Origin of the sequence: Jonquetella anthropi DSM 22815 (assembly GCF_000237805.1) — a bacterium.
In the GTDB taxonomy this organism is placed as follows: domain Bacteria; phylum Synergistota; class Synergistia; order Synergistales; family Dethiosulfovibrionaceae; genus Jonquetella; species Jonquetella anthropi.
Genome location: NZ_CM001376.1, coordinates 698839 through 723909 on the forward strand (window position 1 = coordinate 698839; position 25071 = coordinate 723909).

The 25071-nt window shown below is 53.2% G+C and carries 28 protein-coding genes and 1 pseudogene; 24 read left to right on the top strand and 5 right to left on the bottom strand.

Translation table 11 applies throughout. The features are described 5' to 3' along the window. Positions 1–17 precede the first annotated feature (17 nt). Both buk and JONANDRAFT_RS03180 read left to right on the top strand, forming a co-directional pair. A complete protein-coding gene (buk, locus tag JONANDRAFT_RS03175) occupies positions 18–1088 on the top strand; it encodes a butyrate kinase (protein ID WP_008520896.1) in 1071 nt (356 codons plus the stop codon). A 4-nt stretch (positions 1089–1092) separates the two neighbouring features. After that, positions 1093–1476 (top strand): hypothetical protein, encoded by a 384-nt coding sequence (locus JONANDRAFT_RS03180; RefSeq protein WP_008520898.1) that lies wholly within the window; start codon positions 1093–1095, stop codon positions 1474–1476. 42 nt (positions 1477–1518) lie between these two features. Here JONANDRAFT_RS03180 and JONANDRAFT_RS03185 read toward each other — a convergent pair whose 3' ends face one another. Continuing rightward, on the bottom strand, positions 1519–2505 hold the full coding sequence (locus JONANDRAFT_RS03185) for an asparaginase (protein ID WP_008520900.1): 987 nt from the start codon (positions 2503–2505) through the stop codon (positions 1519–1521). A 4-nt stretch (positions 2506–2509) separates the two neighbouring features. Further along, positions 2510–3154, bottom strand: coding sequence for a lactate utilization protein (locus JONANDRAFT_RS03190; protein ID WP_008520902.1), 645 nt, complete (start codon positions 3152–3154; stop codon positions 2510–2512). 193 nt (positions 3155–3347) lie between these two features. Here JONANDRAFT_RS03190 and JONANDRAFT_RS03195 point away from each other — a divergent pair, with 193 nt between their 5' ends. The 21 genes and pseudogenes from JONANDRAFT_RS03195 (at position 3348) to JONANDRAFT_RS08040 (ending at position 20072) form a co-directional block, all read left to right on the top strand. Further along, the gene (locus JONANDRAFT_RS03195) at positions 3348–3695 is read left to right on the top strand and encodes a sigma factor-like helix-turn-helix DNA-binding protein (RefSeq protein WP_008522761.1); all 348 of its coding nucleotides are present in this window, start codon (positions 3348–3350) and stop codon (positions 3693–3695) included. Between the two features lie 4 nt (positions 3696–3699). Then, entirely contained in the window at positions 3700–5061 is a 1362-nt protein-coding gene (gene ffh, locus JONANDRAFT_RS03200) for a signal recognition particle protein (protein ID WP_008522763.1), read from the top strand. A 39-nt stretch (positions 5062–5100) separates the two neighbouring features. Continuing rightward, the gene (rpsP, locus tag JONANDRAFT_RS03205) at positions 5101–5373 is read left to right on the top strand and encodes a 30S ribosomal protein S16 (protein ID WP_008522765.1); all 273 of its coding nucleotides are present in this window, start codon (positions 5101–5103) and stop codon (positions 5371–5373) included. 12 nt (positions 5374–5385) lie between these two features. Continuing rightward, positions 5386–5625 carry a KH domain-containing protein gene (locus tag JONANDRAFT_RS03210; RefSeq protein ID WP_008520911.1) on the top strand — a complete coding sequence of 80 codons (240 nt, stop codon included), beginning with the start codon at positions 5386–5388 and terminating at the stop codon, positions 5623–5625. A gap of 2 nt (positions 5626–5627) precedes the next feature. Next, positions 5628–6146, top strand: a complete 519-nt coding sequence (gene rimM, locus JONANDRAFT_RS03215; protein ID WP_008522767.1) for a ribosome maturation factor RimM — start codon at positions 5628–5630, stop codon at positions 6144–6146. Between the two features lies 1 nt (position 6147). Next, positions 6148–7296, top strand: coding sequence for a tRNA (guanosine(37)-N1)-methyltransferase TrmD (trmD, locus tag JONANDRAFT_RS03220; RefSeq protein WP_008520914.1), 1149 nt, complete (start codon positions 6148–6150; stop codon positions 7294–7296). Between the two features lie 33 nt (positions 7297–7329). After that, complete coding sequence (gene rplS, locus JONANDRAFT_RS03225) at positions 7330–7683, top strand: 50S ribosomal protein L19 (protein WP_008520917.1); 354 nt, start codon at positions 7330–7332, stop codon at positions 7681–7683. A gap of 190 nt (positions 7684–7873) precedes the next feature. After that, entirely contained in the window at positions 7874–8704 is an 831-nt protein-coding gene (locus JONANDRAFT_RS03230) for a phosphate ABC transporter substrate-binding protein (protein WP_008520919.1), read from the top strand. Continuing rightward, a complete protein-coding gene (locus tag JONANDRAFT_RS03235) occupies positions 8701–9573 on the top strand; it encodes a PstC family ABC transporter permease (RefSeq protein ID WP_008520920.1) in 873 nt (290 codons plus the stop codon). The genes JONANDRAFT_RS03230 and JONANDRAFT_RS03235 overlap by 4 nt, the downstream gene beginning before the upstream one ends. Continuing rightward, entirely contained in the window at positions 9570–10445 is an 876-nt protein-coding gene (locus JONANDRAFT_RS03240; protein ID WP_008520923.1) for an ABC transporter permease subunit, read from the top strand. The genes JONANDRAFT_RS03235 and JONANDRAFT_RS03240 overlap by 4 nt, the downstream gene beginning before the upstream one ends. After that, positions 10400–11221 carry a phosphate ABC transporter ATP-binding protein gene (locus JONANDRAFT_RS03245; protein WP_233417423.1) on the top strand — a complete coding sequence of 274 codons (822 nt, stop codon included), beginning with the start codon at positions 10400–10402 and terminating at the stop codon, positions 11219–11221. Before JONANDRAFT_RS03240 ends, JONANDRAFT_RS03245 begins: the two co-directional genes overlap by 46 nt. 130 nt (positions 11222–11351) lie before the next feature. Next, positions 11352–12170: a 30S ribosomal protein S2 gene (gene rpsB / locus JONANDRAFT_RS03250; RefSeq protein WP_008520930.1), complete on the top strand. Its 819-nt coding sequence runs from the start codon at positions 11352–11354 to the stop codon at positions 12168–12170. A gap of 13 nt (positions 12171–12183) precedes the next feature. Beyond that, entirely contained in the window at positions 12184–12789 is a 606-nt protein-coding gene (gene tsf, locus JONANDRAFT_RS03255) for a translation elongation factor Ts (RefSeq protein WP_008520931.1), read from the top strand. Between the two features lie 73 nt (positions 12790–12862). Beyond that, positions 12863–13576 carry a UMP kinase gene (gene pyrH, locus JONANDRAFT_RS03260; protein WP_008520933.1) on the top strand — a complete coding sequence of 238 codons (714 nt, stop codon included), beginning with the start codon at positions 12863–12865 and terminating at the stop codon, positions 13574–13576. A gap of 39 nt (positions 13577–13615) precedes the next feature. Then, the gene (gene frr, locus JONANDRAFT_RS03265; protein WP_008520934.1) at positions 13616–14167 is read left to right on the top strand and encodes a ribosome recycling factor; all 552 of its coding nucleotides are present in this window, start codon (positions 13616–13618) and stop codon (positions 14165–14167) included. Between the two features lie 81 nt (positions 14168–14248). Continuing rightward, positions 14249–14377: pseudogene (locus JONANDRAFT_RS08510) on the top strand (hypothetical protein); the annotation flags it as partial. A gap of 237 nt (positions 14378–14614) precedes the next feature. Continuing rightward, the gene (locus tag JONANDRAFT_RS08345) at positions 14615–14944 is read left to right on the top strand and encodes a helix-turn-helix domain-containing protein (RefSeq protein WP_233417398.1); all 330 of its coding nucleotides are present in this window, start codon (positions 14615–14617) and stop codon (positions 14942–14944) included. 197 nt (positions 14945–15141) lie between these two features. Further along, positions 15142–15357 carry an IS3 family transposase gene (locus JONANDRAFT_RS08350; RefSeq protein WP_233417424.1) on the top strand — a complete coding sequence of 72 codons (216 nt, stop codon included), beginning with the start codon at positions 15142–15144 and terminating at the stop codon, positions 15355–15357. Beyond that, positions 15267–15836, top strand: a complete 570-nt coding sequence (locus JONANDRAFT_RS08355) for an IS3 family transposase (protein ID WP_233417432.1) — start codon at positions 15267–15269, stop codon at positions 15834–15836. The genes JONANDRAFT_RS08350 and JONANDRAFT_RS08355 overlap by 91 nt, the downstream gene beginning before the upstream one ends. Positions 15837–15897: 61 nt before the next feature. After that, positions 15898–17574 carry a murein biosynthesis integral membrane protein MurJ gene (gene murJ, locus JONANDRAFT_RS03280; protein ID WP_035786793.1) on the top strand — a complete coding sequence of 559 codons (1677 nt, stop codon included), beginning with the start codon at positions 15898–15900 and terminating at the stop codon, positions 17572–17574. Positions 17575–17657: 83 nt separating this feature from the next. Next, on the top strand, positions 17658–20072 hold the full coding sequence (locus tag JONANDRAFT_RS08040) for a D-glucuronyl C5-epimerase (protein ID WP_008522769.1): 2415 nt from the start codon (positions 17658–17660) through the stop codon (positions 20070–20072). A 228-nt stretch (positions 20073–20300) separates the two neighbouring features. On the opposite strand, the gene JONANDRAFT_RS08045 is transcribed toward JONANDRAFT_RS08040, so the two are convergent. From JONANDRAFT_RS08045 to JONANDRAFT_RS08050, 3 genes are all read right to left on the bottom strand, one after another. Further along, positions 20301–21443, bottom strand: coding sequence for a glycosyltransferase (locus JONANDRAFT_RS08045; RefSeq protein ID WP_008522770.1), 1143 nt, complete (start codon positions 21441–21443; stop codon positions 20301–20303). Then, a complete protein-coding gene (gene wecB, locus JONANDRAFT_RS03290) occupies positions 21436–22518 on the bottom strand; it encodes a non-hydrolyzing UDP-N-acetylglucosamine 2-epimerase (protein WP_008522771.1) in 1083 nt (360 codons plus the stop codon). Before wecB ends, JONANDRAFT_RS08045 begins: the two co-directional genes overlap by 8 nt. Before the next feature lie 137 nt (positions 22519–22655). Beyond that, complete coding sequence (locus tag JONANDRAFT_RS08050) at positions 22656–23903, bottom strand: glycosyltransferase family 4 protein (protein ID WP_008522773.1); 1248 nt, start codon at positions 23901–23903, stop codon at positions 22656–22658. Between the two features lie 115 nt (positions 23904–24018). Here JONANDRAFT_RS08050 and JONANDRAFT_RS03295 point away from each other — a divergent pair, with 115 nt between their 5' ends. Then, on the top strand, positions 24019–24774 hold the full coding sequence (locus tag JONANDRAFT_RS03295; RefSeq protein WP_008522775.1) for an N-acetyltransferase: 756 nt from the start codon (positions 24019–24021) through the stop codon (positions 24772–24774). Positions 24775–25071: the final 297 nt, after the last annotated feature.

The following is a 25071-nucleotide window of genomic DNA, read 5'->3' on the forward strand; positions in this document are numbered from 1 at the left end:
GGGGGAACGTTCGTTCGATGAAAGTTCTAGCTATCAATCCTGGTTCGACCAGCACGAAAGTTGGATTGTTTGAGGACGGAAAACTGCTGTGGGATCACACGGACAGATTCGACAGCGACGTGATTGGAAAGTTCGCCACGATTGCCGACCAGAAAGACTTCCGCCGTGAGGGCATCGAAAAAATCATGGCCGACCACGGCGTGGCCCTGTCGGACGTGGACGCGTTTGTGGGGCGCGGCGGCCTGCTTCGTCCTATGCTCAGCGGGACGTACGACGTGAACGACGCCATGCTCGACGACCTGAAGTCGGACCGATACGGCCGTCACGCCGCGAACTTGGGCGGTCAGCTGGCTAAAGACCTGGCGGCTAAGGGCGGCTGCAACCGAGCCTACATCGTTGATCCCGTCGTGGTCGACGAGATGATGGACGTGGCGCGGATCACAGGGTTGCCCGACGTGCCGCGCCGCAGCGTGTTTCACGCGCTCAACCAGAAAGCTATCTGCCGCCGGGCTGCCGCCGACATGGGGAAGCGCTTTGACCAGTGCCGGATGATCGTCGCTCATATGGGCGGCGGCATCACCGTCGGCGCTCACGAGAACGGCCGGGTCATCGACGTGAGCAACGGCTTGGACGGCGAAGGGCCGTTCAGCCCTGAGCGCGCCGGCAGTCTGCCGTCAGGGCCGCTGATCGACCTTGCGATGAGCGGCCAGTACACCCGCGCCCAGCTCGCGAAGATGATTGCAGGCAAGGGCGGGCTGGTGGCCCATTTGGACACCAATGACCTCCGGGAAGTGGAACGGCGTATCGCTTCGGGGGACAAAAAGGCTCAAGCTGTCTACGAGGCCATGGCGTACAACGTGGCGAAGGAGATCGGCGCCAGAGCGGTCGCACTGAACGGGCAGGTTGACGCGGTCGTCCTGACCGGCGGTCTGGCTCACAGCGCCAAGTTCTGTGATCTGATCGTTTCGCGGGTCAGCTTCATCGCGCCGGTCAAAATTTATCCCGGCGAGGATGAACTGCAGGCTCTGGCCGACGGGGCGTTCCGCGTCCTGAAGGGCGAAGAGACGGCAAAGACGTACGGGGCGTAGGTCGGTGGCACAAAAGACGATCGAGACGGCCCTGAGCCCAAAGTGGATTCTGCGGCTGACCTGCCTGCCGTGGGCGTGGTTTGTGTGCCTGTCCGATTTTCTCCTGCCAGTTCGAAACGGCCTTCTGTTCGTCGTGCTGCCGATGATCGCCCTGCCGTGCTGGGCGTGCTGGGTAGGGCGTAAGGCCCGGCTGGGCCGGCAGGTCGTCGGGGCCATGGTCCTGTCGTGCGCCTTGTCGGTTCTTTTGACGTGGCTGACCCCTTTGGACTGGGGATACTACTTTAAGCCCCTGACGCCCGTTCAGGCCTCGGGGCTGTTCGCCGCGTCAGTAGCGATCCCAGCGGCTCTGCTGTGGCGCTTTGCAGAAGCGCCTGAGAGCGCCGATTGAAAGGTAAAAAAAAAGTCCCGCCGCAAACGCGGCGGGACTTTTTTATCGGTCAAGCAGGTAGTTTTGAAGCGCTTCGCCGGTCAGTCCGGCGCCGATGCCGACGGCCAGCTTGATCCGCGCCCGAAGCGGCGACAGGTCTCCGCCGTCGAGGGCTCCCATCTCGTGGAGCTTAAAGAAGCTGCCTTCGAAGGTCGAATGGGTCGTCACCCGACCGTTGGGACAGCGGGACGTGACGACAACCGGGATGTCCGCCTTGAGAAGCGTCCTGATGTAGGGGACCCAGCCGGGCAGGACGTTGCCGCCGCCGAAGCCGGATATCACCAGACCGGAAAGGTTTGCCGCGTCTTCGGCCAGCGACGCCATGACGCGCTCGCCGGATCCCAGAGACGAGTAGATCAACTCCACGTTTCGTGCCGGGATCGTTGAGCTGTCGAGGGTCTTGGTCCGATGGGGCCGTTGCCAAATGATGACTTTTCCGTCCAGAATTTCGCCGATGGCCTCGTTGGTCGGCCCGGTGTAGGAGGCCCGTCCGCAGTTGGTGAACTCCATCAGGTTTCGGGCGGGGAAAAGCTCGCCTTGGGCGCAGACCAATGGGCCCAGCCCCCAACACTCCTGAGAGCCTGCCGCGAGCAGCGCCTCGTTGAGGACGGCTCGGGCGTCGCTGCCCAGCTTGCCGTCCGGCAGCTTGCCGGCGGCAAAAATGAGCGGCTGTGGGTAGCCCCACAGCAGGTCGGCTAAGTAGCAGATCTCGTCTAGCGTGTCCGTGCCGGCCAGCACGACCACGCCCTGCCGCCCCTCGACGATTTGTCCGCTCAGCAGGGTGACAAGGTCTGAGGTCAGGCGGACTGTAAAGTGGCTGCTCGGCTGTCTTGTCCAGTCGACGATAGAGAGCCCCTCGCGAAGCGGCTCGGGAATCCAAGAGAGAAGTTCGTCCCCGGTTACTCCAGGAGAGACGGCGTAGTGACTGCCGTCAAGCGACATGGTCAGCTCGCCGCCGGCGATGACGAGCGCAATGTTCGAGGCCGCCATGACGCTAATACCCTAACGGCTCGCCGACCAAAATGACGTAGCTCTTGTGAGCGCCCGTCATGGTGGGAGCTTTTTCGGTGATGAGAGTCACGCGGCTGATCTGGTCGACTACTTTTTTCAGCGCGTCCGGCGAGTCAGCCAAGCTCTTGTTGAGCCGGGAAGCGTTTTTCGGCCCGGCGTAATCGCGGATTCGATTGAGTGCCGTTGGGATATTCGGGCAGAGTTTGTTCAGCCCGATGACGAAGATGCGGTCGCCCTGAGAAAAGCACATCGCCGCCAGCCGGTTGCCCACGCCGTCCACGTTGACCATGCGGCCGTCCTCAAGAAGCGCGTTGGAGCTGGTCAGGAAGACGTCGCAGCGCATCTCCTCAAACCGCGCTTCTGCGGCGGGAAGATCTCCCGCGTCTCCCCAGTGGCCAATGACTTTGTTGCCCCTGGCAAGCAGCGCCTCAATTGCGCCGATCTGGCGAATGGTCAGCGTTCCGGGAACACCGACCGATGCTGTCTCGGGAATCAGTTCAAGAACTTTCCGGAGGGCTTCCTGAGCCGTTTCCACGTACATTGCCACGTGACCGCGGTCATTCAACGCTTGAACGACCGAACTTGCGGCGTCGCGGCTTTCCTGCAGGTCGTCGGCTGGATGAGCCATTCTGAAACCTCCTTGTTCGTCCTCGTCGATAAGAGGATACTACTGGTTACTATACCGGCAATTTGACTGGAGAATGTTTTCATATGATAGCAAAAACGCTCAGACTGTCCAGCGTAAAAGGGTGTCAATGTAAAATGGTTGACACTGGTAAAAACGCGCCGTATAATGACTCGTCGCAAGTGAGGTGACTGGGATGAAGGACACGCTCGAGGCGCTGGAACAGCGGGTAAAGGACGCGCAGCTGTATGACCTGTATGGCCCTTTGCTCACCGGACGGCAGAGGCGGGCGTTTGAACTTCATTCAGACGAGGACTTGTCCCTGTCGGAAATGGCCCGGGAACTGGGCACTTCTCGGCAGGCAGCGTCGGCTTTGGTGCAGTCCAGCCGGGCAAAGCTGGCGGATTACGAGGCTCTTTTAGGGTTTTGTGCCAAGATTCGGGCGGTCCAAGGCGCCTTAAAGGATTTGGAAGGCTGTCTGGGTGACGTCCTCTCGGCGCAGCGGGCTATTCGGCGGGTGGAAAACGTCCTGAAGGGAGAATGATGCCGTGTTCGACTCTCTGAAAAACCGACTGGAGGGCATTTTTGACTCCCTGAGGAACCGAGGCAAGCTGTCTGAAAACGACGTGGCGGACTCCCTGAGGGAAGTTCGGCGGGCCCTGCTTGAGGCGGACGTCAGCTACAAGGTGGTCCGCGATCTCGTGGAGCGCATCCGCGTCCGCGCGGTCGGGCGGAACGTCCTTGAGTCGATCACGCCGGCGCAGCAGGTCATCTCCGTCGTTTTTGAAGAGCTTGTGGCCCTGATGGGGGGCGGCAAGTCAAACCTCAAGATATCCCCTAAACCGCCCACGACCGTGCTCATGGTCGGGCTTCAGGGAAGCGGCAAGACGACCAGTTCGGCAAAGCTCGCCCGGCGTATCCGCCCCAGCCATAAGCCGTTGCTCGTGGCCTGTGACCTGAGACGTCCGGCGGCGGTAAAACAGCTGGAGATCCTCGCCAAGTCAGCGGAAGTCGGCTTTCTTGGCCCGGAGAACGACAAAACAGACCTGTTTGACTTGGTCCGACAGTCGAGGAAGTACGCCGCTGACCACCTTCAAGACCTGATTATTTACGACACAGCCGGACGTCTGGCGATTGACGAAGAGCTGATGACCGAGCTGGATCGGCTCAAAAGCACGGTCCAGCCGGATGAAATCCTACTCGTCGTGGACTCCATGTCCGGGCAGGAAGCCCTCAACGTGGCCGAGACGTTCCACGCCCGGCTTGGCCTGACCGGCATCGTGCTGACCAAACTCGACGGCGACGCCCGCGGGGGCGCGGCCCTTGCCGTTCTGGCGGCGACCGGCGTGCCGGTCAAGTTCGCCGGCGTCGGCGAAGGCATCGACGCCTTCGAGGAATTCGACGCCCGACGGATGGCCGAGCGCATCATGGGCATGGGGGATCTGGTCGGCCTGGCCGAAAAAGTCCGTCAGGCGACGACGGAGGAAGACCTGGCCAAAATCAGCCAGAGCTTTGCCAAGAAGAAGAAAAAAGGGCTGAGCCTGGAAGACCTGATGCTTCAGTTTGAGCAGGTGGAAAAACTGGGGCCGCTCGACAAGGTCGTCGAAATGCTTCCGGGCAACTTAGGAAAAAAACTGGCCCAGCAGGCGCCTGACGCGGCGGATCCCCGTCGGCTGCGGCGCATGAAGGCGGTCATTCAGTCAATGACCCCGGCTGAACGGGAAAACCCCAAGCTGCTGAACGCGTCGCGTCGCCGGCGCATCGCCCTTGGATCCGGCACGTCAGTCCAGATGGTCAACCAGCTGATGAAGCAGTTTGACCAGATGAACCAAGTCTGGAAGCAGTTCGGCGGCATGGGAATGGGAAAAAGCATGAAGATGGTTCGCCGGCTCGGCGGCCTTTTCAGATAGACCGATATTTCGGTTTCAGGCACATCAGGAGGTGCTCATATGGCAGTCAGAATCAGACTTTCACGGATGGGACGCAAAAAAGTTCCCTTCTACCGGCTCGTTGTTGCCGACTCACGGTCCCCGCGGGACGGACGCTTCATCGAGCAGATCGGCGTGTACGATCCCATGAAGGATCCGGCGGAGATTCGGGTGGACGAAGAGAAGGCGGTCAAGTGGCTTAATGACGGCGCGCTTCCTTCCGATACGGCTCGTGGCCTGCTCAAGAAGGCCGGCGTTTGGGAGAAGTTCGAAGCCGGCAAAGCCAAGGCCTAGAGGCCTTGTCTCATGGTGGACTATAAGGCCCTTGTTGAATTTGTTGTCCGGGAGCTGGTAACTCAGCCTGATCAGGTTTCCGTCTCAGTGACCGATCGGGACGGACGCCAGTTGGTCGACATTGCCGTCGCTTCCGACGATATGGGCCGGGTCATCGGCCGCCGGGGCAGCACCATCGGCGCCATTCGTCAGCTGGTCGGCGTCGCGGCGGCGAAGGCAGGAGACGCCGTCGACGTAGACATTATCGGTTAGCGATGGAGGACCGGGTCGTTATCGCCAAGGTCGTTGGCCCGCATGGGGTCAAAGGCGCAGTGCGGGTCGCCCCTCTGACCGATTTCCCCGAGCGGTTTGAGACGATGACGCGCGTTCGGTTTTACCGGGACGGCGAAGAAGTCGGCCAGTATCCCCTAAAAAGCGTCGGCGAGCTTCGTTCGAAAGGCCAAATCATCTTGGAGCTCGGCGGGCTTTCCGATGCAGCCGAGGCTGAAGCGCTTCGAGGGTGTTTTATCTGCGTGCCGCCTGACGAGATGGTTCCTCTTCCCGAAGGGCAGTACTGGATTCGGGACCTCGTCGGCCTTCAGGCCAAGGACGAAACCGGGGAAGTCTTAGGTGTCGTCCGGGACGTTTTAACGACCGGCGCGTCGGATATCTTCGAGATTGAAGGCTTGGACGGCAAAAAACACTTGGTGCCGTTTGTCGATCAGTTCATCCGTCAGGTTTCGTTGGACCGGCGGGAACTGGTGATCTCGATGATGGAAGGTCTGTGGGACTGAGATGGACGTAACCGTACTGACGGCGTTTCCCGGCCTGTTTGAGGGTTTCCTCCGCGACGGATTGGTCGGCAGCGCGCTGAGCCGCGGCCTCATCAAAGTCGAAGTGCAGGACCTGCGCCAGTGGGGCGTCGGCAACTATCGGGCGATCGACGACTACAGCTTCGGCGGCCGGGGCGGCATGACGCTTTCCGCGCCTGTCTTAGACGCCGGATTGTCAGCGGTCAGCCGGTCGGGAGAAGTCCCTTACGTGATTTACCCGTCCCCTCAGGGCGTTCCTCTGACCCAAGACTTGGTCGAGTCGCTTCCCCGCGACCGGCACGTGGTGTTCGTGTGCGGTCACTTTGAGGGACTGGACGAGCGGTTTGTGCAGAGCCGGGTTGATCTGGAAATTTCCCTTGGAGACTTCGTGTTGTCCGGCGGTGAAATTCCTGTCATGGCTGCGATTGACGCGATGGCCCGCTTGGTGGAAGGCGCGGTCGGCAAGGAGCTGTCAGTTCGGGAGGACTCGTTCTTTGACGGCATGCTGGACACGTGTCATTACACCCGTCCGGCCAGTTGGAATGGTCAGAACGTTCCGGAAGTCCTTCTGTCAGGACGCGATCGGGATATTGACCTGTGGCGGCGCCGCACGGCCGTTCGGCGGACCTTGGCCCGACGTCCGGATCTGCTCAGCCGGGCCGGCCTGATGGGGTACCTGTCCGACCAAGTTCACCTCGGTCTGGCGGTCGACCCGTTTGATCCGGCGCTTGCCGAGACGGCCTGTCAGTGCCTCGCCGTTGCGGACGCCTATGGCCTGGATCGGGTGCTCATGTCGCCCACACGGGGAAGTCTGGACGACTTGAGAGCTGCGCTGGAAGGCGCAAAAAGCGTTAAAGCGCTGCCTTCGCCTGATGGGATGGTTCGGTGGATTGCCCGCAAGGGGCGAGGCGCGCCGGCAGTTTTGTTGGCACAGCAGGAAAATGGTTTGCCATGGCTGGAGGCTAAACGGCGAATTGCCCAGGCCGAAGGCCCAGTTCTGGTCCTTTTGGGCGCAGAACGTTTTGACTCGGCGGCGTCTGTGCCGCTGAAGCGTATCGAAGCTACCGACCGAGCCTTGCCTCCGGTCGCTCTGGTTTCGGCTGTTCTTGATCGATTTTTCGGCTCACGCTGAGAGCGGAGAGCCTATCTGCAAGGAGGGTCATCGATGGATCCGAGAATTAAACTGGTTGAAGATAAGTGCATGCGTCACGATATTCCGGAGTTTCGTCCCGGCGACACGGTCCGCGTGAACGTGAAGGTTAAGGAAGGCAACCGGGAGCGCATTCAGGCGTTTGAGGGCGTTGTGATTGCCCGCAAACACGGCGGCGCTACCGAGACGTTCACCGTCAGAAAGATGTCCAGCGGCGTCGGCGTCGAGCGTATTTTCCCGCTTCACTGCCCGACGATCGCCGGCGTTGAGGTCAAGCGTCACGGCCGGGTTCGTCGCGCCAAGCTGTACTACCTGCGCAGCCGCCGCGGCAAGGCCGCCCGTATCACCGAGCGTTTGCTCACCAAGTAACCAGCGCAAGAAGAAAGCCCGAAGGCTGCAAGCCTTCGGGCTTTTTCTGTACGCTCATACGGATGAGATTGTAGTTCCCTCTCGGCGGCAAAATGCGTCAAGCGAAGCCAGTCGGCATTGGGGTCGTATTCGCGCGTTTGTTTGATATAATCATTATGAGCTTCAGATATTTTCACGAGGAGTGATATGAATGAAGAAAAGAATTTTTGCTTTGGCAGCTGCCGCTCTCCTGAGCGCCGTCTCGGCTTTTGGGTCTCCGCTTGACGCGTTCAAGGGCCAGAGCGGGACGATTGACATCGCTGGCGGAACGGCTCATATCCCGGTCATGAAGAAAGCGGCCGAGGATATCATGACGTTCAACCCTGATATCCGCATTAGCGTGGCCGGCGGCGGCAGTGGCGTGGGCGTCAAGCAGGTCGGCGAAGGGGTCGTGCAAATTGGCAACACTGGACGCGCCCTGAAGGCCGAAGAAGTCGAAAAGTATGGGCTGGTCACGTTCCCGTTCGCCATTGACGGCGTGGCTCTGGCCGTTAACCCGGCTAACCCTGTGAAGGCTCTGACGAGCGAACAGGCGAAGGGCATCTACACCGGCGCGATCACCGACTGGAAGGAGCTGGGCGGAGAGCCCGGCGCGATCGACATTTACGGCCGGGAAGACGGCAGCGGGACGCGCCAGACCTTTGACGATCTGGTGCTGGGCAAGAACGTCGAGTCCGCGCCGTCGGTCAACGCCGTCAACAGCAACGGCGCGATGAAGACCGCCATCGCGAACGATCCCCGCGCGATCGGCTACGTGGGCATTGGGTACTTGGACAGCTCCGTCGCCGCGGTGGCGCTTGACGGGGCCGTGCCGAACCAAGAGAACGCGGCGTCCGGAGCGTACCGGGTGACCCGTCAGCTGTACATGAACACGAAGGGCGAGCCGGAAGGGATTGTGAAGGCGTTTATCGATTACATTTACAGCGATGAAGGGGCGAAAATCATCAGCGACAGCGGCTACATTCCGCTGAAGCGCAAGTGAAGCGTCCTGAAAACGACGTCCTGACGATTAAAGCGCCGCTCTGGATTCGGGCAGCCGCCGGAGCGGCCGCTTCTATTCTGGCGGCGCTTTTTGCTTTTGTCCTGATTACCGCCCTCGACGCGCTGAGAGAAGGACGCGATTTTCACCTGCTGGGCGTTACGTGGAACGCCGCACGCGGGCTGTTCGGAGTGGCTCCGATGATCTTCAACACGGCTCTTTTAGCCCTCTGCGGCGCTTCTCTCGGGTGGCTGCTGTCCGTTGGGCTTGCCCTGTCGCTCCGCTTCGGCCAGCCTAAGGCCCTTCGGAGCGGCCTTTTAGTTCTGCTGCGGGGAATGACCGCCGTCCCGACGGTCGTTTACGGGTTCACCGGCCTTTTCCTGCTCGTTCCGCTGATTCGGGGACATCTGGGAGGTTCCGGGCTGTGCTTTCTGTCTGCCGCACTCCTTCTGGCCCTGCAGGGGATCCCCGCGATGACGCTCGTTATCGACGGCGCAGCGTCGCTGGTAGAGACGAAACACGCAGTTGCCGCGGCGGCGCTGGGCCTTTCGCCTCTTGAAATCGCTTCTCGAGTGACCCTGCCGGCCTGTCGCGGGGCCCTGCGAGACGCGGCTGTCCTCGGGCTGGGCCGAGCGATGGGCGACGCGCTGATTCCCGTGATGGTCGGCGGCAACGCCCTGTCCTTTGTCACTAGCCCTCTTGGGTCCATGAGGACGCTGGCGGCCCACATCAGCCTGACGTTGTCATCCGACCTGACTGGGGGAGAGCACCTGTCGCTGCTTCTTTCCGGCGGCGTTCTTCTCTCCATGGGGTTCCTCGTGGCCGGGATCGGTCGGGCGCTGCGCGCTCGGGAGGCGCGAAAGAGATCATGAAGTGCCGGGAAGCAAGTCTTACGATCCTCAGGCTGGTCTCGTTGGCTGCCGTTGCCATTTCGGTGGGAGCCCTCGGGTGGTTTCTTTTCCGGCGAGGGATCCCGGCGATCAACAGACAGCTGTTTTTTGGCCATGTACCGCCGATCGACGCGTTGCTCGCCAGACGGCCGGTTTGGGACGGAATATGGCCGGCGCTTGCCGGAACGAGCTGCGTCATGGTCCTGACGCTGGTTTTAGTCGCGGTTCCAGGACTTGCCTGCGGCGCCTACCTCGCCAGCCCGGGGACCTCTCGGCTCAAGTCCTTTCTCGGCTTGGCTGTTGACCTCGTGGCGGGTGTCCCCAGTATCGTGATGGGGCTTTTCGGCTTCGAGTTTCTCCTCCTCCTTCGCCGGACCGTCGCGCCTCACGCTACCACCTGTCTTTTGCTGGCGGCCGGGTGCTTGGCGCTTTTGACTCTGCCGACTTTGGCGCTTGGCGTTCGGGCGTCGCTTGCCGCGCTGCCGACTGACTTGGCCCTGACCGGGCGAGCGCTGGGGATGTCAGAATGGCAGACCCTTCGTCATTTGCTGCTCCCTGCGGCAGGGCGGGGAGTCCTCAGCTCGTTTATGCTCGTGCTTGGGCGTGCCGCCGAGGACACGGCTGTCATTATGCTGACCGGGGTCGTCGCCAGCGGAGGCCTTCCGGGCGGGCTGCTCGGAAAATTTGAGACCCTGTCGTTTTTCGTCTTCTACAAGTCAGGACAGTATCTGGACGCGGCGGACTTGAACCGGGCCTTCGGGGCGGCTGTGTCGCTCCTTGCGATGACGGGGGTTTTTCTGCTCGTCTCGTGGCATTTGAGAAAGGGGATGGACCGATCGTGGCGGAGAGGCTAGAGACGGCGCTGGATGTCAGCGGCCTGTGCGCGTCGTTTGCCGGCGCTCCGGTGCTCAGCGGAGTAACGTTCAGCGCGCCGCGCCGCGCGGTCACCGTTTTGGTCGGCCGGTCAGGTTCCGGCAAGACGACGGTTCTTCGGGCGGTCAATCGGCTGAACGAGTGCTTCCCCGGCTACCGGGAAAGCGGCTCCGTGACGTTTCACTTCAGCGACGGCGTTCGGCCTCACCGCGGTCCTAGATCCTTCGAGGCGACGGAACTCAGGCGTCGCGTCGCCATGGTCTTTCAAACGCCGTCTCCGCTTCCGCTGTCAATTCGTCGGAACCTCACCATGCCGTTGGAAGTGCTCAGAAACGTCCGAGGGAAGAGCGCCTCTGAAGAAGTTGAAGGGGCCTTGCGAACTGTTGGGCTATGGGACGAGGTAAAAGACCGGCTCGACGACAGCGCCGAGACGCTGAGCGGCGGACAGAAGCAGAGGCTGTGTCTCGCTCGTGCTCTGGCGCTCAAGCCGGAAATGTTCCTCTTCGACGAGCCGACAGCCTCTTTGGACGTGCGGGCGGCAGAAAGGTTGGAAAAGCTCATCACGTCCCTTTCGGCCAAGTTCCCGGTCGTCATGGTTTCCCACAGTTTAGAGCAGGCCCGGCGGCTTGCCGATCAGCTGGTCGTCATTGAGAGCGGAAAGACGGTCGGGATCCTGACGAAGGATCAGCTGGCGGAAAAGACAGAATCGGAGCTACGGCTTCTGCTTGACGGCTCAGAAGAGGTGAAAGACGATTGAGAGTCCTGAACCTTTGTGGTATAATCCCAAAGGTTTTTAATTCGTAAGCCGGATCAGGGCGAGGGCGGTGCCCTAGAGGGTCCCAAGTCCGCGACGACCCGGCCGACAAACAACCAGGAGGAATGAGAACATGGCAGTTGTCAGTATGAAGCAGCTTTTGGAGTGCGGCGTCCACTTTGGACACCAGACCCGCCGGTGGAACCCCAAGATGAAGCCTTACATCTTCACCGAGCGCAACGGCGTGTACATTATCGACCTGCAGAAGACCGTGAAGGGGCTTGAAAAGGCCTACGACTTCGTCCGCAGCGTTGGACAGGACGACGGCACGCTGCTTTTCGTCGGCACCAAGCGTCAGGCTCAGGACACGATCGCGGAAGAGGCGCAGCGGAGCGGCCAGTACTACATCAACCAGCGCTGGCTCGGCGGTCTGCTTACCAACTTCCAGACGCTTCGCAAGCGCGTTCAGCGCATGATCGAACTGCAGAAGATCGACGCGGACGACGACTGGGGCGAGCACACGAAGAAGGAAATCTCCCTCCTTCGCAAGGAGAAAGCCAAGCTGGAGAAGTACCTTCAGGGCATTCGGGACATGAAGAAGCTGCCCGACGCGCTGTTTGTCATCGACCCGAGACGCGAGGACATCGCCGTTCTCGAAGCCCGCAAGCTGGGTATCCCGGTCATTTCCATCGTCGACACCAACTGCGATCCTGAAATGATCGATTTCCCCATCCCCGGCAACGATGACGCGATCAGAGCGATCAAGCTGATTACCGGCCTGATGGCGAACGCCATGATCGAAGGACGGGGCGGCGTCGACGCGGCGGTAGAGCGCAAGCCCGAAGTTGCTGAAGAAGAGAACGAACTGGCTAGCGACGAGGACGTCCTGGACATGAAGGAAAAACTGACCGAGACCTACGGCTCCGAAACCGCCGAAGGCGAAGAAGACTAAGGGGGATCCCGTTATGGAAATTTCCGCTTCCATGGTAAAGGAGCTTCGCGAGCGCACTGGCTGCGGCATGATGGACTGCAAGAAAGCCTTGGCGGAGTGCGGCGGCGACATGGAAAAAGCCATCGACTACCTTCGGGAAAAGGGCTTGGCCAAGGCCGCTAAAAAGGCCAGCCGGAACGCAAAGGACGGCCGGGTGTTCTCTTACATTCACAACACCGGCAAAGTCGGCGTTCTCGTTGAACTGGACTGTGAAACTGACTTCGTCGGCCGGACCGACGAGTTCCAGCAGCTGGGGCATGACATTGCCATGCACATCGCCGCGACCAACCCGGCGTATCTTAACCCTGAAGCTGTCCCCGCAGAGGACTTGGAGCACGAGAAGGAAATCTGCCGCGCCCAGCTGAAAGAGGATCCGAAGTTCGCCGGCAAGCCGGAAAAAGTCTTGGAAGGCATCATTGAAGGCAAAATTCGCAAGTTCTACGAGACCAACTGCTTGACCGAGCAGTTCTGGATTCGTGACGACAAGAAGCAGATCAAGGATCTGGTCAACGATCTGATCGCAAAGCTGGGCGAGAACATGGTGATTCGCCGTTACGCCCGGTTCTCCATTGGCGAGTAGAAGAACCGTACAAAGGGGCTCGGACTTGGATTGTCCGCAGCCCCTTTTTTGCGACGAAAGGGGCGCTCTTGCGATGCGGTATCAACGGATCCTCTTGAAGCTTTCCGGCGAAGTCTTAGCAGGAAAAGTCGGCTTTGGACTCGACTTTCGGGCAATTGAAACTATCTGCGAGCAGGTGGCCCAGGTCGCCCGCGAGGGAGTTCAGGTAGGTCTTGTCGTCGGCGGCGGCAACTTTTTCCGCGGACGGCAGGCGACGGACGAAGGCATCGAACGCTCTCAGGCCGACTATATGGGAATGTTGGGCACAACGATTAACGCGCTGGCCCTTCAAGACGTTCTCGAGAGAAAATGTCAGCTGCCGACCCGTGTCCTGACTGCTATTGAAATGCGGGCTATTGCCGAACCGTACATTCGCCGTCGGGCTCTTCGCCACATGGAGAAGGGCCGGATCGTCATCTTTGCCGCGGGGACAGGATCACCGTACTTCTCGACGGACACCACGGCGGCGCTTCGCGCAGCCGAAATTGGCGCTCAGTGTCTCGTCAAGGCGACTAAAGTCGACGGCATCTATGACAAAGACCCTCAAAAATACCCTGACGCCGTCAAGTTCTCCCATCTCACCTATCAGGACGCGCTGGTCAAGCAAATCGCCGTGATGGACGCGGCCTCGTTCTCCCTCTGCATGGAAAACCACATCCCAATTGTCGTGCTCAACGTCCAAGAAAAAGGAACCCTGTGGCGGTTCTTGATAGACGGCGACGAAATTGGTAGTATAGTATCAGAATAAAGTCATCTATCCCAAGTCAGAACAAAAGGAGTGACGGTCATGGCGACATTCGACGTAAAAACACCGATGCAGAAAGTGATTGACCATATGAACGGCGAGTTCCTTGGCATTCGGACGGGACGAGCCCATCCGGGACTCGTCGGAGACGTCAAAGCCGACTATTATGGGACGCCGACGCCGCTGAAACAGATGGCTACCGTCAGCGTCTTGGACGCGCGGACGCTTCAAATCACCCCGTACGACCAGACAGCCGTCAAAACAATTGAAAAAGCCATTTTAGCAGCCAACATCGGCGTCACGCCGGTTGTCGACGGCAAGGTGATTCGGCTCAGCATGCCCGAACTTACCGGCGAACGGCGCAAAGAGCTGTGCAAGTACGTGTCGAAACTGGGAGAAGAGGCGAAAATCGCCCTGAGAAACCTCCGTCGGGACGCGAACGACTTCTACAAAAAGGCAGAGGACGCCGGTGAGATCAGCGAGGATCAGCTGAAAACGGAATTGGACGTGGTGCAGAAGGAGACCGATAGTTTCGTTTCTAAAGTCGACGAGCTTGTCAAAGAAAAAGAAAAAGAAGTCATGGAAAATATCTAAAAGACAAGAGGCAGCGGTCAAACTGATATGCTCCCCCCAAGTAGGACAGGGAAATATAAAACCTACTTGGGGGGTATTTCTATGCCCAGAAAAAGCAAGATAGACTCAGCTTTGAAAATATCTCTAGTTGAAAGCTATCTCCGAGACGAAATCAGCTGCACAGAAGCGACAAGGCAAGCGGGGCTTAGGGGCCGCGCATCGTTTAGGAGTTGGGTCCGGATTTACCAAAATGAAGGTCCCGGAGGATTGCTCGCTCAATCGAGAAACAGACATTATTCACAGGAGCTGAAATTGGCTGCCGTTCATGCCTATCTGAGCGGAGAAGGATCCTTCACGGAGACGGCGTATCGCTATGGCTTACGGTCAAAAGCTCAACTTCAAAGCTGGATACAGGCATATACTACTCATGGATGGATCCAATCGCGCACAAGCGGAGGAGGCAGCTCCATGAGAAAAGCCAGACAGACAACCCAGGAAGAACGCCTTGAAATCGTACGGTACTGCCTTGCTAAGGATAATAATTATGGAGCGACGGCGCTGAAATATAACTGTTCCTATCAGCAGGTGCGCAACTGGGTGCTCCGTTATGAGAGCATGGGCCCCGCCGGCCTTGAAGACCGTCGTGGACGGCGGATTGGAACCCTGCCAGCCCGGACACCAGAGGAAAAGCAGCGTGACAGGATTGCAGAACTGGAACGCAAGAACCGCGACCTTCAGATGGAGAACGACCTGTTAAAAAAAATCAGAGAGTTAGAGATGAAAGATCGCTCTCTCTGACTCGACATCCCTACAAATACCAAGCGATCAAAGAACTGACTGAAGCCAAGCACTACCCCCTGCAAAAGCTCTGTCAGTGCCAGCGGCTTTCGCGCAGCGCGTATTATCGCTGGCTTAAAGGTCCTGTCAGCTTCAGTGAGAAGTACAATACCGAGCTCTCCGAGAAGATCAAGGCCATTCATGAGAACCATCCGGATATGGGTTACCGGCGAATCAGGAACGAACTGGAAAGGAATCACGGCATCGCAGAGAACGATAAGCGGGTACTCAGGATCTGTCGCGGAGAGCGTATTCAATCCACGATCAAGTGGAGGCCAAAGAGCTGCACCAGAAGCAGCCAAGACCCTGCACATATCGCCAAAACTATCTCAACCGTGACTTTCACGCAGACGCACCGAACGAGAAATGGCTGACGGATGTCACTGAGTTCAAGTATTACGTCGGGGGGAACGCTCACAAAGTATATCTGAGTGCCATACTAGATCTCTATGATCGCAGGATCGTGGCATATAAAATCGGCGAGCATAATGACAATCCGCTGGTTATGAGCACGTTTGATGAAGCTGTAGAGCGTGAGCCCGAGGCACATCGATTGTTTCACAGTGACCGAGGCTTCCAGTACACGAGCAAACAGTTCTCGGGGAGACTAAAGAGAAACCGAATGAAGCAGAGCATGTCCAGAGTAGCCCATTGCATTGACAATGGGCCTATGGAAGGCTTCTGGGGGATCCCGAAGCGTGAAATGTACTACAGGAAACGCTTCACCTCAAAGATGGATCTGGTGAAGACCATAGAGTCATACATCAGGTATTACAACACAGAGCGGTTCCAACGGAAACTGAATCTGATGACACCTGCCGAATACCATGCAAGCTTCTATACTGCGGCGTAAAAGAACCGCCGGCCGATTACTCGACTGGCGGTACGGGACTTTTTGATTTTTCACTGTCCTATTGACGGGGAGCAGACCAAACAAGACCGCTGCCTCTTTTAACTCAAATAATGCTAAAATAGGCGGCGACTCAAATTATTGCCGCTCGGAGGAACACGTATGGATTGCCATCATAAAGCAACTGAGGAGGATCTTTGAGCTTATGAGGCGCTTCTTTCGCTCGTTTTGGAACAGTCTGATGGGACGCCAGACAGCCCGAGGCGCGGCTCTCGTTTCTATAACTTTTACTGGCCTAGGGAAGGTCCTAGGGTACGGCAGAACGCTGCTCATCGCGTGGCTGTTTGGCGCGTCCGGCGGCGTCGATGCGTTTTATGTCGCGCTGGGTATCCTCTCGTTACTCGTGACGACTGCATCGACGGTTCTGACGTCGACATTGCTTCCTGTGATGGCCAACGCCTCACCTGAGGTCGGTCGGGCATTTTTTGTCCGAATTTGGCGGATCTTCATGGGGGGGACGATCGTCCTACTTCTGGGAATTTCCCTCTTTCCGGGATCGGTTGTCGAATTTTTTGCGCGCAATTTTGACCCTCAGCGGATGCACCAAGCGGCAATCATGCTCCTATGGATGATTCCTTGGACAGTCGGAATGATTCACCAGAGCTTTCTAACAGTCTGGAGCAACCTTCAGGGGAGGTATAGCGTCGTCAGTTCCATTCTGAACATTTGGAACGTTGTTGCCATTGCATTCATGTGGGGGGCTGGAAAATATTGGGGTGAAGTGGCGATTGCCCAAGCGTACAGCCTCTCAATCGTTTTGGTGACGATTTTAATGTGGTTTGTTTTGGCCGACATGCCGATGTCAGCTCAACAAGGCAGTATTCCAAAGGGACTTCGAAGGCAATTTTGGACTGAAGTTCTCATTTGTCTTGGGATTGTGGGCTCAAGCGGACTTTTTCAAGTGGTGGACAGGTATTTTGGGTCTGCGTTGCCTGAAGGCAATATTGCCGCGTTGGGGTATGCGTCAGTAGTCTACACGTTACCGATTCAAGTGCTGGGACCTATTTTTTATGTTTTTCTTGTTAAGTCCAGCAAAGCAAAAACGCTGACAGAGAGTCAAGGTCAGCTTCAGTCGGCTCTGTTGCTTATTTGGGGGTATTTGTTCCCTTGTGGCTGCGTTCTCGCTGTGGCGTCAAAGCCAGTAGTCAGCATATTGTTTGGGCATGGAGCCTTTGGAGCGGACGCAATTGCCCTCACTGCAAAATGTATATCCATGGCTTCCCCGATCATCCCGTTTGCAGCCTGGCAAGGCTTATTATTTCGATATGCACAAGCGCAACACCGTCTGATGTTGATTATGGTTATCAGCTACGTTGGAGTTGTTTTGAACGGCTTTCTCGACTGGCTGTTTCTCCCGTTTTGGGGGGCCCCGGGACTTTGCTTGGCGACATCTCTTGTATGGGGCGCTGTCAGTCTGTCGTATTTACTTATCTTATCGCGGGAGCTTCTAGTTCCAGTAATAAAGCAAGTTTCTTTTTCATCGTGCATTGTACTTGCCATTGCAACGGGATTTTCTCTGATTGGAACTCTTGCTAGCCCATTTCCCTATCTGCTTTTTGCGGGCACTGTAACAGTGGCATACTTTTTCCTTGGTGATTGTTTGGGAATGTTTCCATTTTTGCCAAGTCAGTGGCGTCCTCTTGCACTCATAAAATTTGGGCTTTTGCGTGGGAAGCAGTGATTTAGTTTTCGAGTGATGTATATTGTTTGTAGTATGTCTAAGGTATTTGACAAACTGTTGTGTTATTGCCTAGGAGGTCTAGGATGAAAAAGTTTCTACGGAGGTTTTTTTTTGCATTAGGAATATCGCTAGTACTGTCCATATGCTTGATGGGTAAATTTGTGGAACAATTCCCTAACTTTACAACTCACCTGATGAATGTAATTAGAACGGGAAATATAAAGAATTACAGCGGGTTTTGTTTTGACAAAAATGGTGTTCCGATGATGCTTTTTCGTCGAGGAAATAAAGGTGGAACTTACGTATACAACCCGGTATATATTACAATGCATGCCTTTCGATATTATGACATATGGAAAAATAAAGAAGATTATTCATATTTTTTAAAATATTATGACATCCCGTTGACAGAGGGAATATCACGGGGTGAAGCTGAAAAAAGGTTTATGAACGCCACAAAATGGCTTTTAGATAATATAGTTGAACGTCAAGGTCCTGATGGCAGAATATTTGGTGTTTGGTTGTATAACTTTGGTCTTGACGCTGATGACATTTCTGTGCCGTGGATATCAGCTATGGCTCAAGGAATAGGCATGGAAGCTCTTCTGTTACGCTGGCAGATAACAGGTGAGGAAAAATATTTTGCTGCGGCTCAAAAAATTCTGCGATCATTTCGCATAGCTCATGATGAAGGGGGAGCGACGTATAAAGAAAGTGACTCTTCTTGGTGGTATGCGGAGTATCCTAGAACTCCTTCAGAGCTTCCATCTAGGTACACGCTCAACGGGATGGAACATGTGTTAATTTCCCTCTTCAAATATAAGGAACTTACAGGGTCAAAAACCGCAGGATTTCTGATAAACAAAGGAATTGAGTCTCTTAAAAAACACATAAGCGAGTTTCATGCTCCTTGGGGTTCATATTATGACCTTGTAGGACATATAGCAAATTATAAGTATCAAAATATTAATGCTGAGTTGACTAATCGCTTGGCTACGTTGCTTTCTGATAAGGAACTATCAGGACACTACAGGATGTTTTTGTCAGAACAGTCTCCATATTTTATTCGTCAATTTATTCTGCAAAGACCGAGTTTTTATGACGTTGGAGTTTTACTTATTTTGGCTTTTAGTATGACGGCAATGATCGCAGGAATACTTTACGTTTGTGATTTTAGAAAAAAATATGGAAAGTTATTTTATGAAGTTTGCGGGCATGTTTTCTTTCTGGTGTTCTTTAACATTTTATTAAAAAGGGCCCTATCGGGAGAGCTAAAAGTATACGTGTTATCGCCGCGTACCCCAGGTGTAGCGATGCTCTTGTTCACTAATATAGCGGCTTTCTGTATGTTGCTATTTTCTCTGCCTAAGTATCTGAAGCGCCCGTCCGATGCTGTTAGAACAGGATTGGTTTACTTTTGTTTATTACCTTCAATGCTGCTGTGTCCATATGTCGTTTCTAAGGACGTAGCTACATACATGTTAGCGGTTTTCATAATAGCTGGATTTATATTAACTGGTGTGGCGGGACATGCCGACGATACCACTCACATGGAGAGTCGAGAGAGTCTGGATATGGAAGGGGAGAAGACTGTAATAGTTTATAAAATAATTTCTATAGCGTTGGGGCTTTATATTTTAATTTTCGCGCCAGACTATTTGTTTCGATATATCTCTTTTACGAAAATGTATTCTATACGGCATGAATTAAAAATATTGTCTTCGAGAGCGCCATTTTGGGGATATGCTGTATCTTGGTTAACAGTTTTTTCAATGGGACTTTTTGCATACGCATTGGCATATAGAAGACGAGTGTGGCTTTTTTTAGCTCTCGTTTTGGGGTACGCATCGTTTTCGGTCCAAGCTACAAAGAGCTCTCTTGCGGGGTTTTTATTAATTGCATTTATATTTTTTGTTTATTCAATGCGGTTAAAGGTAGCGGTTTTCTCGTGGAGTTTTGGTGCTCTTTTAGCTTTAGCTCAGTTTAAGTTGCAGGGGTTTGTGAAGTTATATTTTTTAGTATTACGCGTTTTTGCAACACCAGGAATTATTTCAAGCTATTATTTTGACTTTTCTATGCAAAGTCGACCGATCTTCTTCACTGGAAATCTTTTAAAGTTTTTGGGATGTTATCCCTACGAAAGAGAACTGTCTTTTGTACTGGCCAAAAAATATCTGTCCCGCCCGGATACGAATTTAGTTGGAAATTTTATTGCCAATGCGCAAGTGGACTTGCGGTTTCTCGGCATTCTCTGTATGCTCGGCGTAGTGTGCGCTATTTTGAAGCTATTTGATAGGATAGCTGCTGAAAGAGGAGAGAAGTGGAAGTTCTTTGTTCTTTTGTCAATTGCACCCAGCTCATATTTTATGTCAAATACAAGCTTGCCTACGGCTCTATTGACTTTTGGAGTAGGCGTGCAGTTGTTTTTACTCTATATGATGACAAAATACAGAGGGGGTTCTAATATTTTTAAGATGCTCTCAGGGGAAAAGCGTTAGTTTTTGCACCTTTTTGAAAAGAGTTTTCTTCCAGTGTTTTCTTGCCCCTGATGGAGAGAAAAGATAAATTGTACATACACATAACTGGGTAGAAGGAAAATGGTTTAAAAGATGTACATACGATGGATGGACCTGGGCCTTTCTAGCGGCTGGTAATAAATTAATAAATAGCACACGGGCATTCCTGATTGTAGGAATGCCCGTGTATTTTTTTAAGTGGATGAAAAGTTATTTAGGTTCTCTTTTCAAGAGTTGGCGGTAAAGCTCTATAAGCTTTCGTGACTCAATGTCCCAGTTGTATTTCATTTTCGCTGCTTGACAGCCATTATGCCCCATGCTTCTAGCTTCCTGCGGGTGATCCACTATCCAGTGCAGCGCTTTGGCTATAGCACGTGGGTCTGTGGGATCGACGAGAAGACCGCAGGAATTTTCATCAATAATAGCTCGGTAACACGGAAAATTGGAGGCAATAACGGGGATTCCACATGCCATATACTCAAAGAGCTTATTGGGGTTTGATCTTAAATGATTAGGTAATGGTAAAATTACTTGAAGTCCTGCCAGTGCGTGGGGCACAAGTCGAGCAATCTTTTCTTGGGGGACTTGTCCAATGTAGTTAACTTTCGTTTCCCATGTTGATGTTGAGGTTATTTCTTTTTTTAAAGATTCGTGTTCAAATGTGCCAGCCAGTAAAAATGAAGGGAATTTAGGCGGTGTCAGTTTAAATGCAGCAATAATCTCGCGAATAGCCCTGATCTCAGTTATGGCACCAGTATAAATGAAATAGGATCCTTTTTCTTTTACTGCGTCAAGAGAAGGGGCTGGCTTAAAGAGCTGTAGTATGGGGTAATTTTGTACTAAAGTACAGCGTTGTTCAGGAAAACGAAGCGTTTGGCTTGGTAAAACAATAACGTAACGGAAACCAAAGAAACGAGTGAGCCACTCAATAGCAGTTGCACACAACGATAACGGTCGTCTAAGCCAAACGGGAAGCCAATGTTTTGTCAATATTTGCTCGGGTACGTTTTCGTGGACATCGTATATGATTCTATATCCGAATAAGGCTAAAAGACAACCAAGAGGAATGAGCTCGGGGTCATGAAAGTGAACGATTACAGGATGAATTTTTCGTATGATCTTAAAAGCGGGGAAGAAAGTAACAAAAGGGTTAAGAAAACGTCGAACTCTTGGAAAATTTAAATCTCTAATGATAACGCCGTTTTTAGATTCGTCACCTTTCCCATCGTTGACGATTAACGTAACAGGAGCCATTTCGTTAGCTAAGGAAGAGCACTCTTTTGTGAATACTCTTACGTCGTACCGAGAATGAACAATGGTCAAGTGGACTATAGGTGTGTGTTGGTTATCCATTACGTACTCCGGTTAAAGTCTTAATGATGATTTGTGCGGCATTTCCTGTACCATAAATATCAGGCACATAAGAAACCGACTGGGAAAAAGCTTCCGCATATTGTTCTGAGCTTGAGGTCGAAAAATCAAGCAGAATATTCCATCCTATATCGGTCAATTCCTTCCAGCTTGTGTTTTCCATCATGACGCCGCAGCGTTTCCCTAAGTAATATGCTTCTTTCTGTAATCCGCCGCTGTCTGAAATTACGCAGAAGCAATTTTGAATAAGTCCCATCAATTCAAGGTACCCTAGCGGTTGAGTCAGTTGCCAATGATCAATAAGATCCTTTAAGTTGAATTCATCAATTCGCTTTAGTGTCCTAGGATGGATCGGCAAAACAGGAGTTATGGAAAGCCTAGCGCACAAAGAGTCAATTCCTTTCAGAATAGAACGAAGTTTATGGGGCGAATCAACGTTAAAATCCCGATGAAGGGTAATAACAGCATACCTGTTATCAGCAAGTCCAAGAGAATGCTGTTCTGTTGAACGGAAGCGCGGTTTCATTTTAACGAAAAGATCGTACATGATATCACCGGCTAGGACAACGCCGGAGGACTGCCCTTCATGAAGAAGATTCTCAACGCCAAGCTGGGAGCAGCAAAATAACCAAGAAGAGATTCTATCGCAGAGTTGTCGATTGATCTCTTCCGGCATTCCTGTAATATCTTGACGTAGACCTGCTTCAATATGTGCAATCGGTATTTTGAGTTTCGCTGCAACAAGAGCGCCGGCAAGTGTCGTATTTGTGTCCCCGTAAATTAGCACGATGTCAGGTTTTTCTTTGAGAACGACTTTTTCAAATGCGATCATTGCCGCAGCGGTCATTGCTGCATGACTGCCTGAGCCGACATGCAGGAAGTACTGTGGTTGAATAATACCTAACTCTTGAAAGAAAACATCCGACATGTCAGCGTCATAGTGCTGACCGGAGTGAACGACAATATGCTCCCATGGAGTTGCCTGCCGCACAGCGTTGCTGAGGGCTGCTTCTTTGATGAATTGGGGACGAGCGCCAATGAGCGATACAACTTTCATATTTTCACCACCGTGAGAGAAAATGCTCAGGGAATCTATAGAGACGTCAGTAATTGACACCTGAAGAAAAATCCCTGAGATGCAATGTAATTACTTCAACATAAACTGCGCGTATTGATGCACGCAGTAGAACGGAATTATAATGTTTTTTGTAAAATATCGATGAACCGTTGAGCTAAAATTGGATAGGCATGATGATTCAAAACATATGTTTTCCCGCGTTCTCCCATTATTTGTCGCATTTCTGGCGGAGTATCCCAGAGTTTTAATATTGCATTTGATATTGATTCAGGCTCCTCGTATTGAGCAGAATAGCCGCATCTGGAATTTTTTACGATGTTTGGAATATCTCCAAAAGCAAGGATAATTGGTTTGCTTGCCATCATATAATCAAATAATTTATTCAGAGCTAGTCCGGAAGAATATAAAGGAGCACACCTACGATCACCCCCAGCAAACAGAACATCCATTTGTTTTAAAAAGCAAGGAACGTTAAGCTTGGGGAGTGGCGGTAAAAAAGTAGTGTTGTTTAAATTAAAGTCTTTTGCCATATGCTGAAGATGTGCTTTTTCTGTTCCGTCTCCGAGGAGAATGAAATGAACGGCTTTGTTTTTTTGTTGTAAAATCTGTGCAGCTGCAAGAAGAGACTCAAGAGCATTGGACTTTGCATGTCCTCCTGCATAGCCCACGCAAAATTTATTGGCACTGTGTAGCGTATCTAAAACTTTTTGATATTCATTTGGTAATATGTTATCAGTATTAGCCCACTCTTCAGGCATAATTCCGTTGGGAACACAGAAGAACTTGGTCGGATCTAGGCCGTGTTGTTGAAGATGAGGTGACGCTTCGGACAGAAGTGAAATCACTTTGTCCGCATTGCGGCACCAGTAATTTTCAGCTCGCTGCATAATGCGGATAAACGGGTGAGTCGGTTTGTAATTTCCGAGAAGCATGGGACTCATGGGCCACAAGTCGTGAAGCTCGAAAACGAACTGCGCTCCCGTTTTTTTGGCAATCCAATGAGCAGGATAGGCGTCCAAGGGGTATGTCGATGAAGCAATAACAGCATTGAGATGACGTTCTTTTGCGATTCTCGGCAAAAAACGGTATAACTGCAAAATGAAAGACAGCATATTAGCGATTCGTCTCACCCCGTTGCCTGTATATGCAGGGGTTTTGAGCCAAACAATACGGATCCCTTCTTCTGTGGAAGTCGTACAGGCACGAGTAACTTTAGGTTGGCACATTCTTAGATGGGAAAATGATGCTGCTACAATGGTTACGCTGTGCCCTTGTTTTACCCATTCCTTTGCCAAGTACCACGGTCTATATTCCATGCCGAGTTGGGGCGAACCTGCGTAGTGGTTAATCAACAAAATATTCAACGGGATTCTCCTCGCTAATAGATATTTTGTTTTTTGTGGATGAGATAATAAAAAATTAAGAAAACACCCAGTATAACTCCGCTGAGGAACACAGTATAAGAAAGGACGGATGCAAATGCAAAAAGAAAGGAATCTGCAAGGCATGAACGTCATTATCGAAGACGGGGCTGTAATTGATCCTTCCGTCTATATTGGGTATAACGTTATTATCCACTCAGGCGTTGTTATTGGAGCTAATTGTAAAATACTTGATGGAGCGATCCTTGGAAAAGAGCCAGCAAAAGCGATAATGAGCGCGACAACTAGCAGTTCGGTAGAATTGCCGCCCTTGGTCGTTGGCCAAGGAGTAACAGTTGGTGCTTCCTGCGTATTATACCGTGGAGCAGACATAGGCGATAGTGTTTTTTTAGGCGATTTGGCGACAGTAAGGGAGAATGTAACTGTTGGTGAAGGAACCATTATCGGACGCGGCGCTACGATTGAGAACAAAGTGGCTATTGGGAGACGTTGCAAGATTGAAAGTAACGCCTATATTACGGCTTTTAGTGCTATCGAGGACTTCTGCTTTGTCGCGCCCTGCGTCATTTTCAGCAACGATAATTTCTTAGGAAGAACAGAGGAAAGGAAAAAACACTTTCGTGGGCCACGTCTTCGGCTGGGGGCAAGGGTAGGCGCAGGAGCTGTGTTGCTCCCCTGGGTCGAGCTTGGCGAAGATGCGCTGGTCGCTGCAGGGAGCGTGGTGACCCGTGATGTTCCTGCCCGTAAGATTGTTATGGGGTGCCCTGCGCGCGTGTGTCGTGATGTTCCGACCGAACAGCTAATTGAAAATCAGATTTTTTATGATCATGACGATTTAAACAAGAAAGGGTAGGCTTTTTGCACCGTTCAGTACGTGTCAAAATGATCTTGCTTTAACGTTAATACAGCGGGATTCGATAGCCTGCTTTGGTTATAGGGCGATGTCTTGACCTGTCGCCGACTGGCTGTTAAAATATTCGCGCATTTTGTCATGTATCTAGCAGAGAATAAGAAAGGGGGAGAGCGGCGTCATGAGGCAAAATAGACGTTTTGGGATTATTATAGATGGCGTGTCTCGCTCTCTCTCGTGGTAGCTCTGACGACGAGCTGACGTTTCATGCCGTGAAAGAGAGCGGGAGAGTCCCGCTCT

Bases quoted from the DNA above. Each gene is read 5' to 3' on its own strand.
- buk (WP_008520896.1), top strand. From the start codon at position 18: ATGAAAGTTCTAGCTATCAATCCTGGTTCGACCAGCACGAAAGTTGGA.
- JONANDRAFT_RS03185 (WP_008520900.1), bottom strand. From the start codon at position 2,505: ATGGCGGCCTCGAACATTGCGCTCGTCATCGCCGGCGGCGAGCTGACC.
- JONANDRAFT_RS03190 (WP_008520902.1), bottom strand. From the start codon at position 3,154: ATGGCTCATCCAGCCGACGACCTGCAGGAAAGCCGCGACGCCGCAAGT.
- JONANDRAFT_RS03195 (WP_008522761.1), top strand. From the start codon at position 3,348: ATGAAGGACACGCTCGAGGCGCTGGAACAGCGGGTAAAGGACGCGCAG.
- rpsP (WP_008522765.1), top strand. From the start codon at position 5,101: ATGGCAGTCAGAATCAGACTTTCACGGATGGGACGCAAAAAAGTTCCC.
- JONANDRAFT_RS03210 (WP_008520911.1), top strand. From the start codon at position 5,386: ATGGTGGACTATAAGGCCCTTGTTGAATTTGTTGTCCGGGAGCTGGTA.
- rimM (WP_008522767.1), top strand. From the start codon at position 5,628: ATGGAGGACCGGGTCGTTATCGCCAAGGTCGTTGGCCCGCATGGGGTC.
- trmD (WP_008520914.1), top strand. From the start codon at position 6,148: ATGGACGTAACCGTACTGACGGCGTTTCCCGGCCTGTTTGAGGGTTTC.
- rplS (WP_008520917.1), top strand. From the start codon at position 7,330: ATGGATCCGAGAATTAAACTGGTTGAAGATAAGTGCATGCGTCACGAT.
- JONANDRAFT_RS03230 (WP_008520919.1), top strand. From the start codon at position 7,874: ATGAAGAAAAGAATTTTTGCTTTGGCAGCTGCCGCTCTCCTGAGCGCC.
- JONANDRAFT_RS03240 (WP_008520923.1), top strand. From the start codon at position 9,570: ATGAAGTGCCGGGAAGCAAGTCTTACGATCCTCAGGCTGGTCTCGTTG.
- rpsB (WP_008520930.1), top strand. From the start codon at position 11,352: ATGGCAGTTGTCAGTATGAAGCAGCTTTTGGAGTGCGGCGTCCACTTT.
- tsf (WP_008520931.1), top strand. From the start codon at position 12,184: ATGGAAATTTCCGCTTCCATGGTAAAGGAGCTTCGCGAGCGCACTGGC.
- pyrH (WP_008520933.1), top strand. From the start codon at position 12,863: ATGCGGTATCAACGGATCCTCTTGAAGCTTTCCGGCGAAGTCTTAGCA.
- frr (WP_008520934.1), top strand. From the start codon at position 13,616: ATGGCGACATTCGACGTAAAAACACCGATGCAGAAAGTGATTGACCAT.
- JONANDRAFT_RS08345 (WP_233417398.1), top strand. From the start codon at position 14,615: ATGAGAAAAGCCAGACAGACAACCCAGGAAGAACGCCTTGAAATCGTA.
- JONANDRAFT_RS08350 (WP_233417424.1), top strand. From the start codon at position 15,142: ATGGGTTACCGGCGAATCAGGAACGAACTGGAAAGGAATCACGGCATC.
- JONANDRAFT_RS08040 (WP_008522769.1), top strand. From the start codon at position 17,658: ATGAAAAAGTTTCTACGGAGGTTTTTTTTTGCATTAGGAATATCGCTA.
- JONANDRAFT_RS08045 (WP_008522770.1), bottom strand. From the start codon at position 21,443: ATGGATAACCAACACACACCTATAGTCCACTTGACCATTGTTCATTCT.
- wecB (WP_008522771.1), bottom strand. From the start codon at position 22,518: ATGAAAGTTGTATCGCTCATTGGCGCTCGTCCCCAATTCATCAAAGAA.
- JONANDRAFT_RS03295 (WP_008522775.1), top strand. From the start codon at position 24,019: ATGCAAAAAGAAAGGAATCTGCAAGGCATGAACGTCATTATCGAAGAC.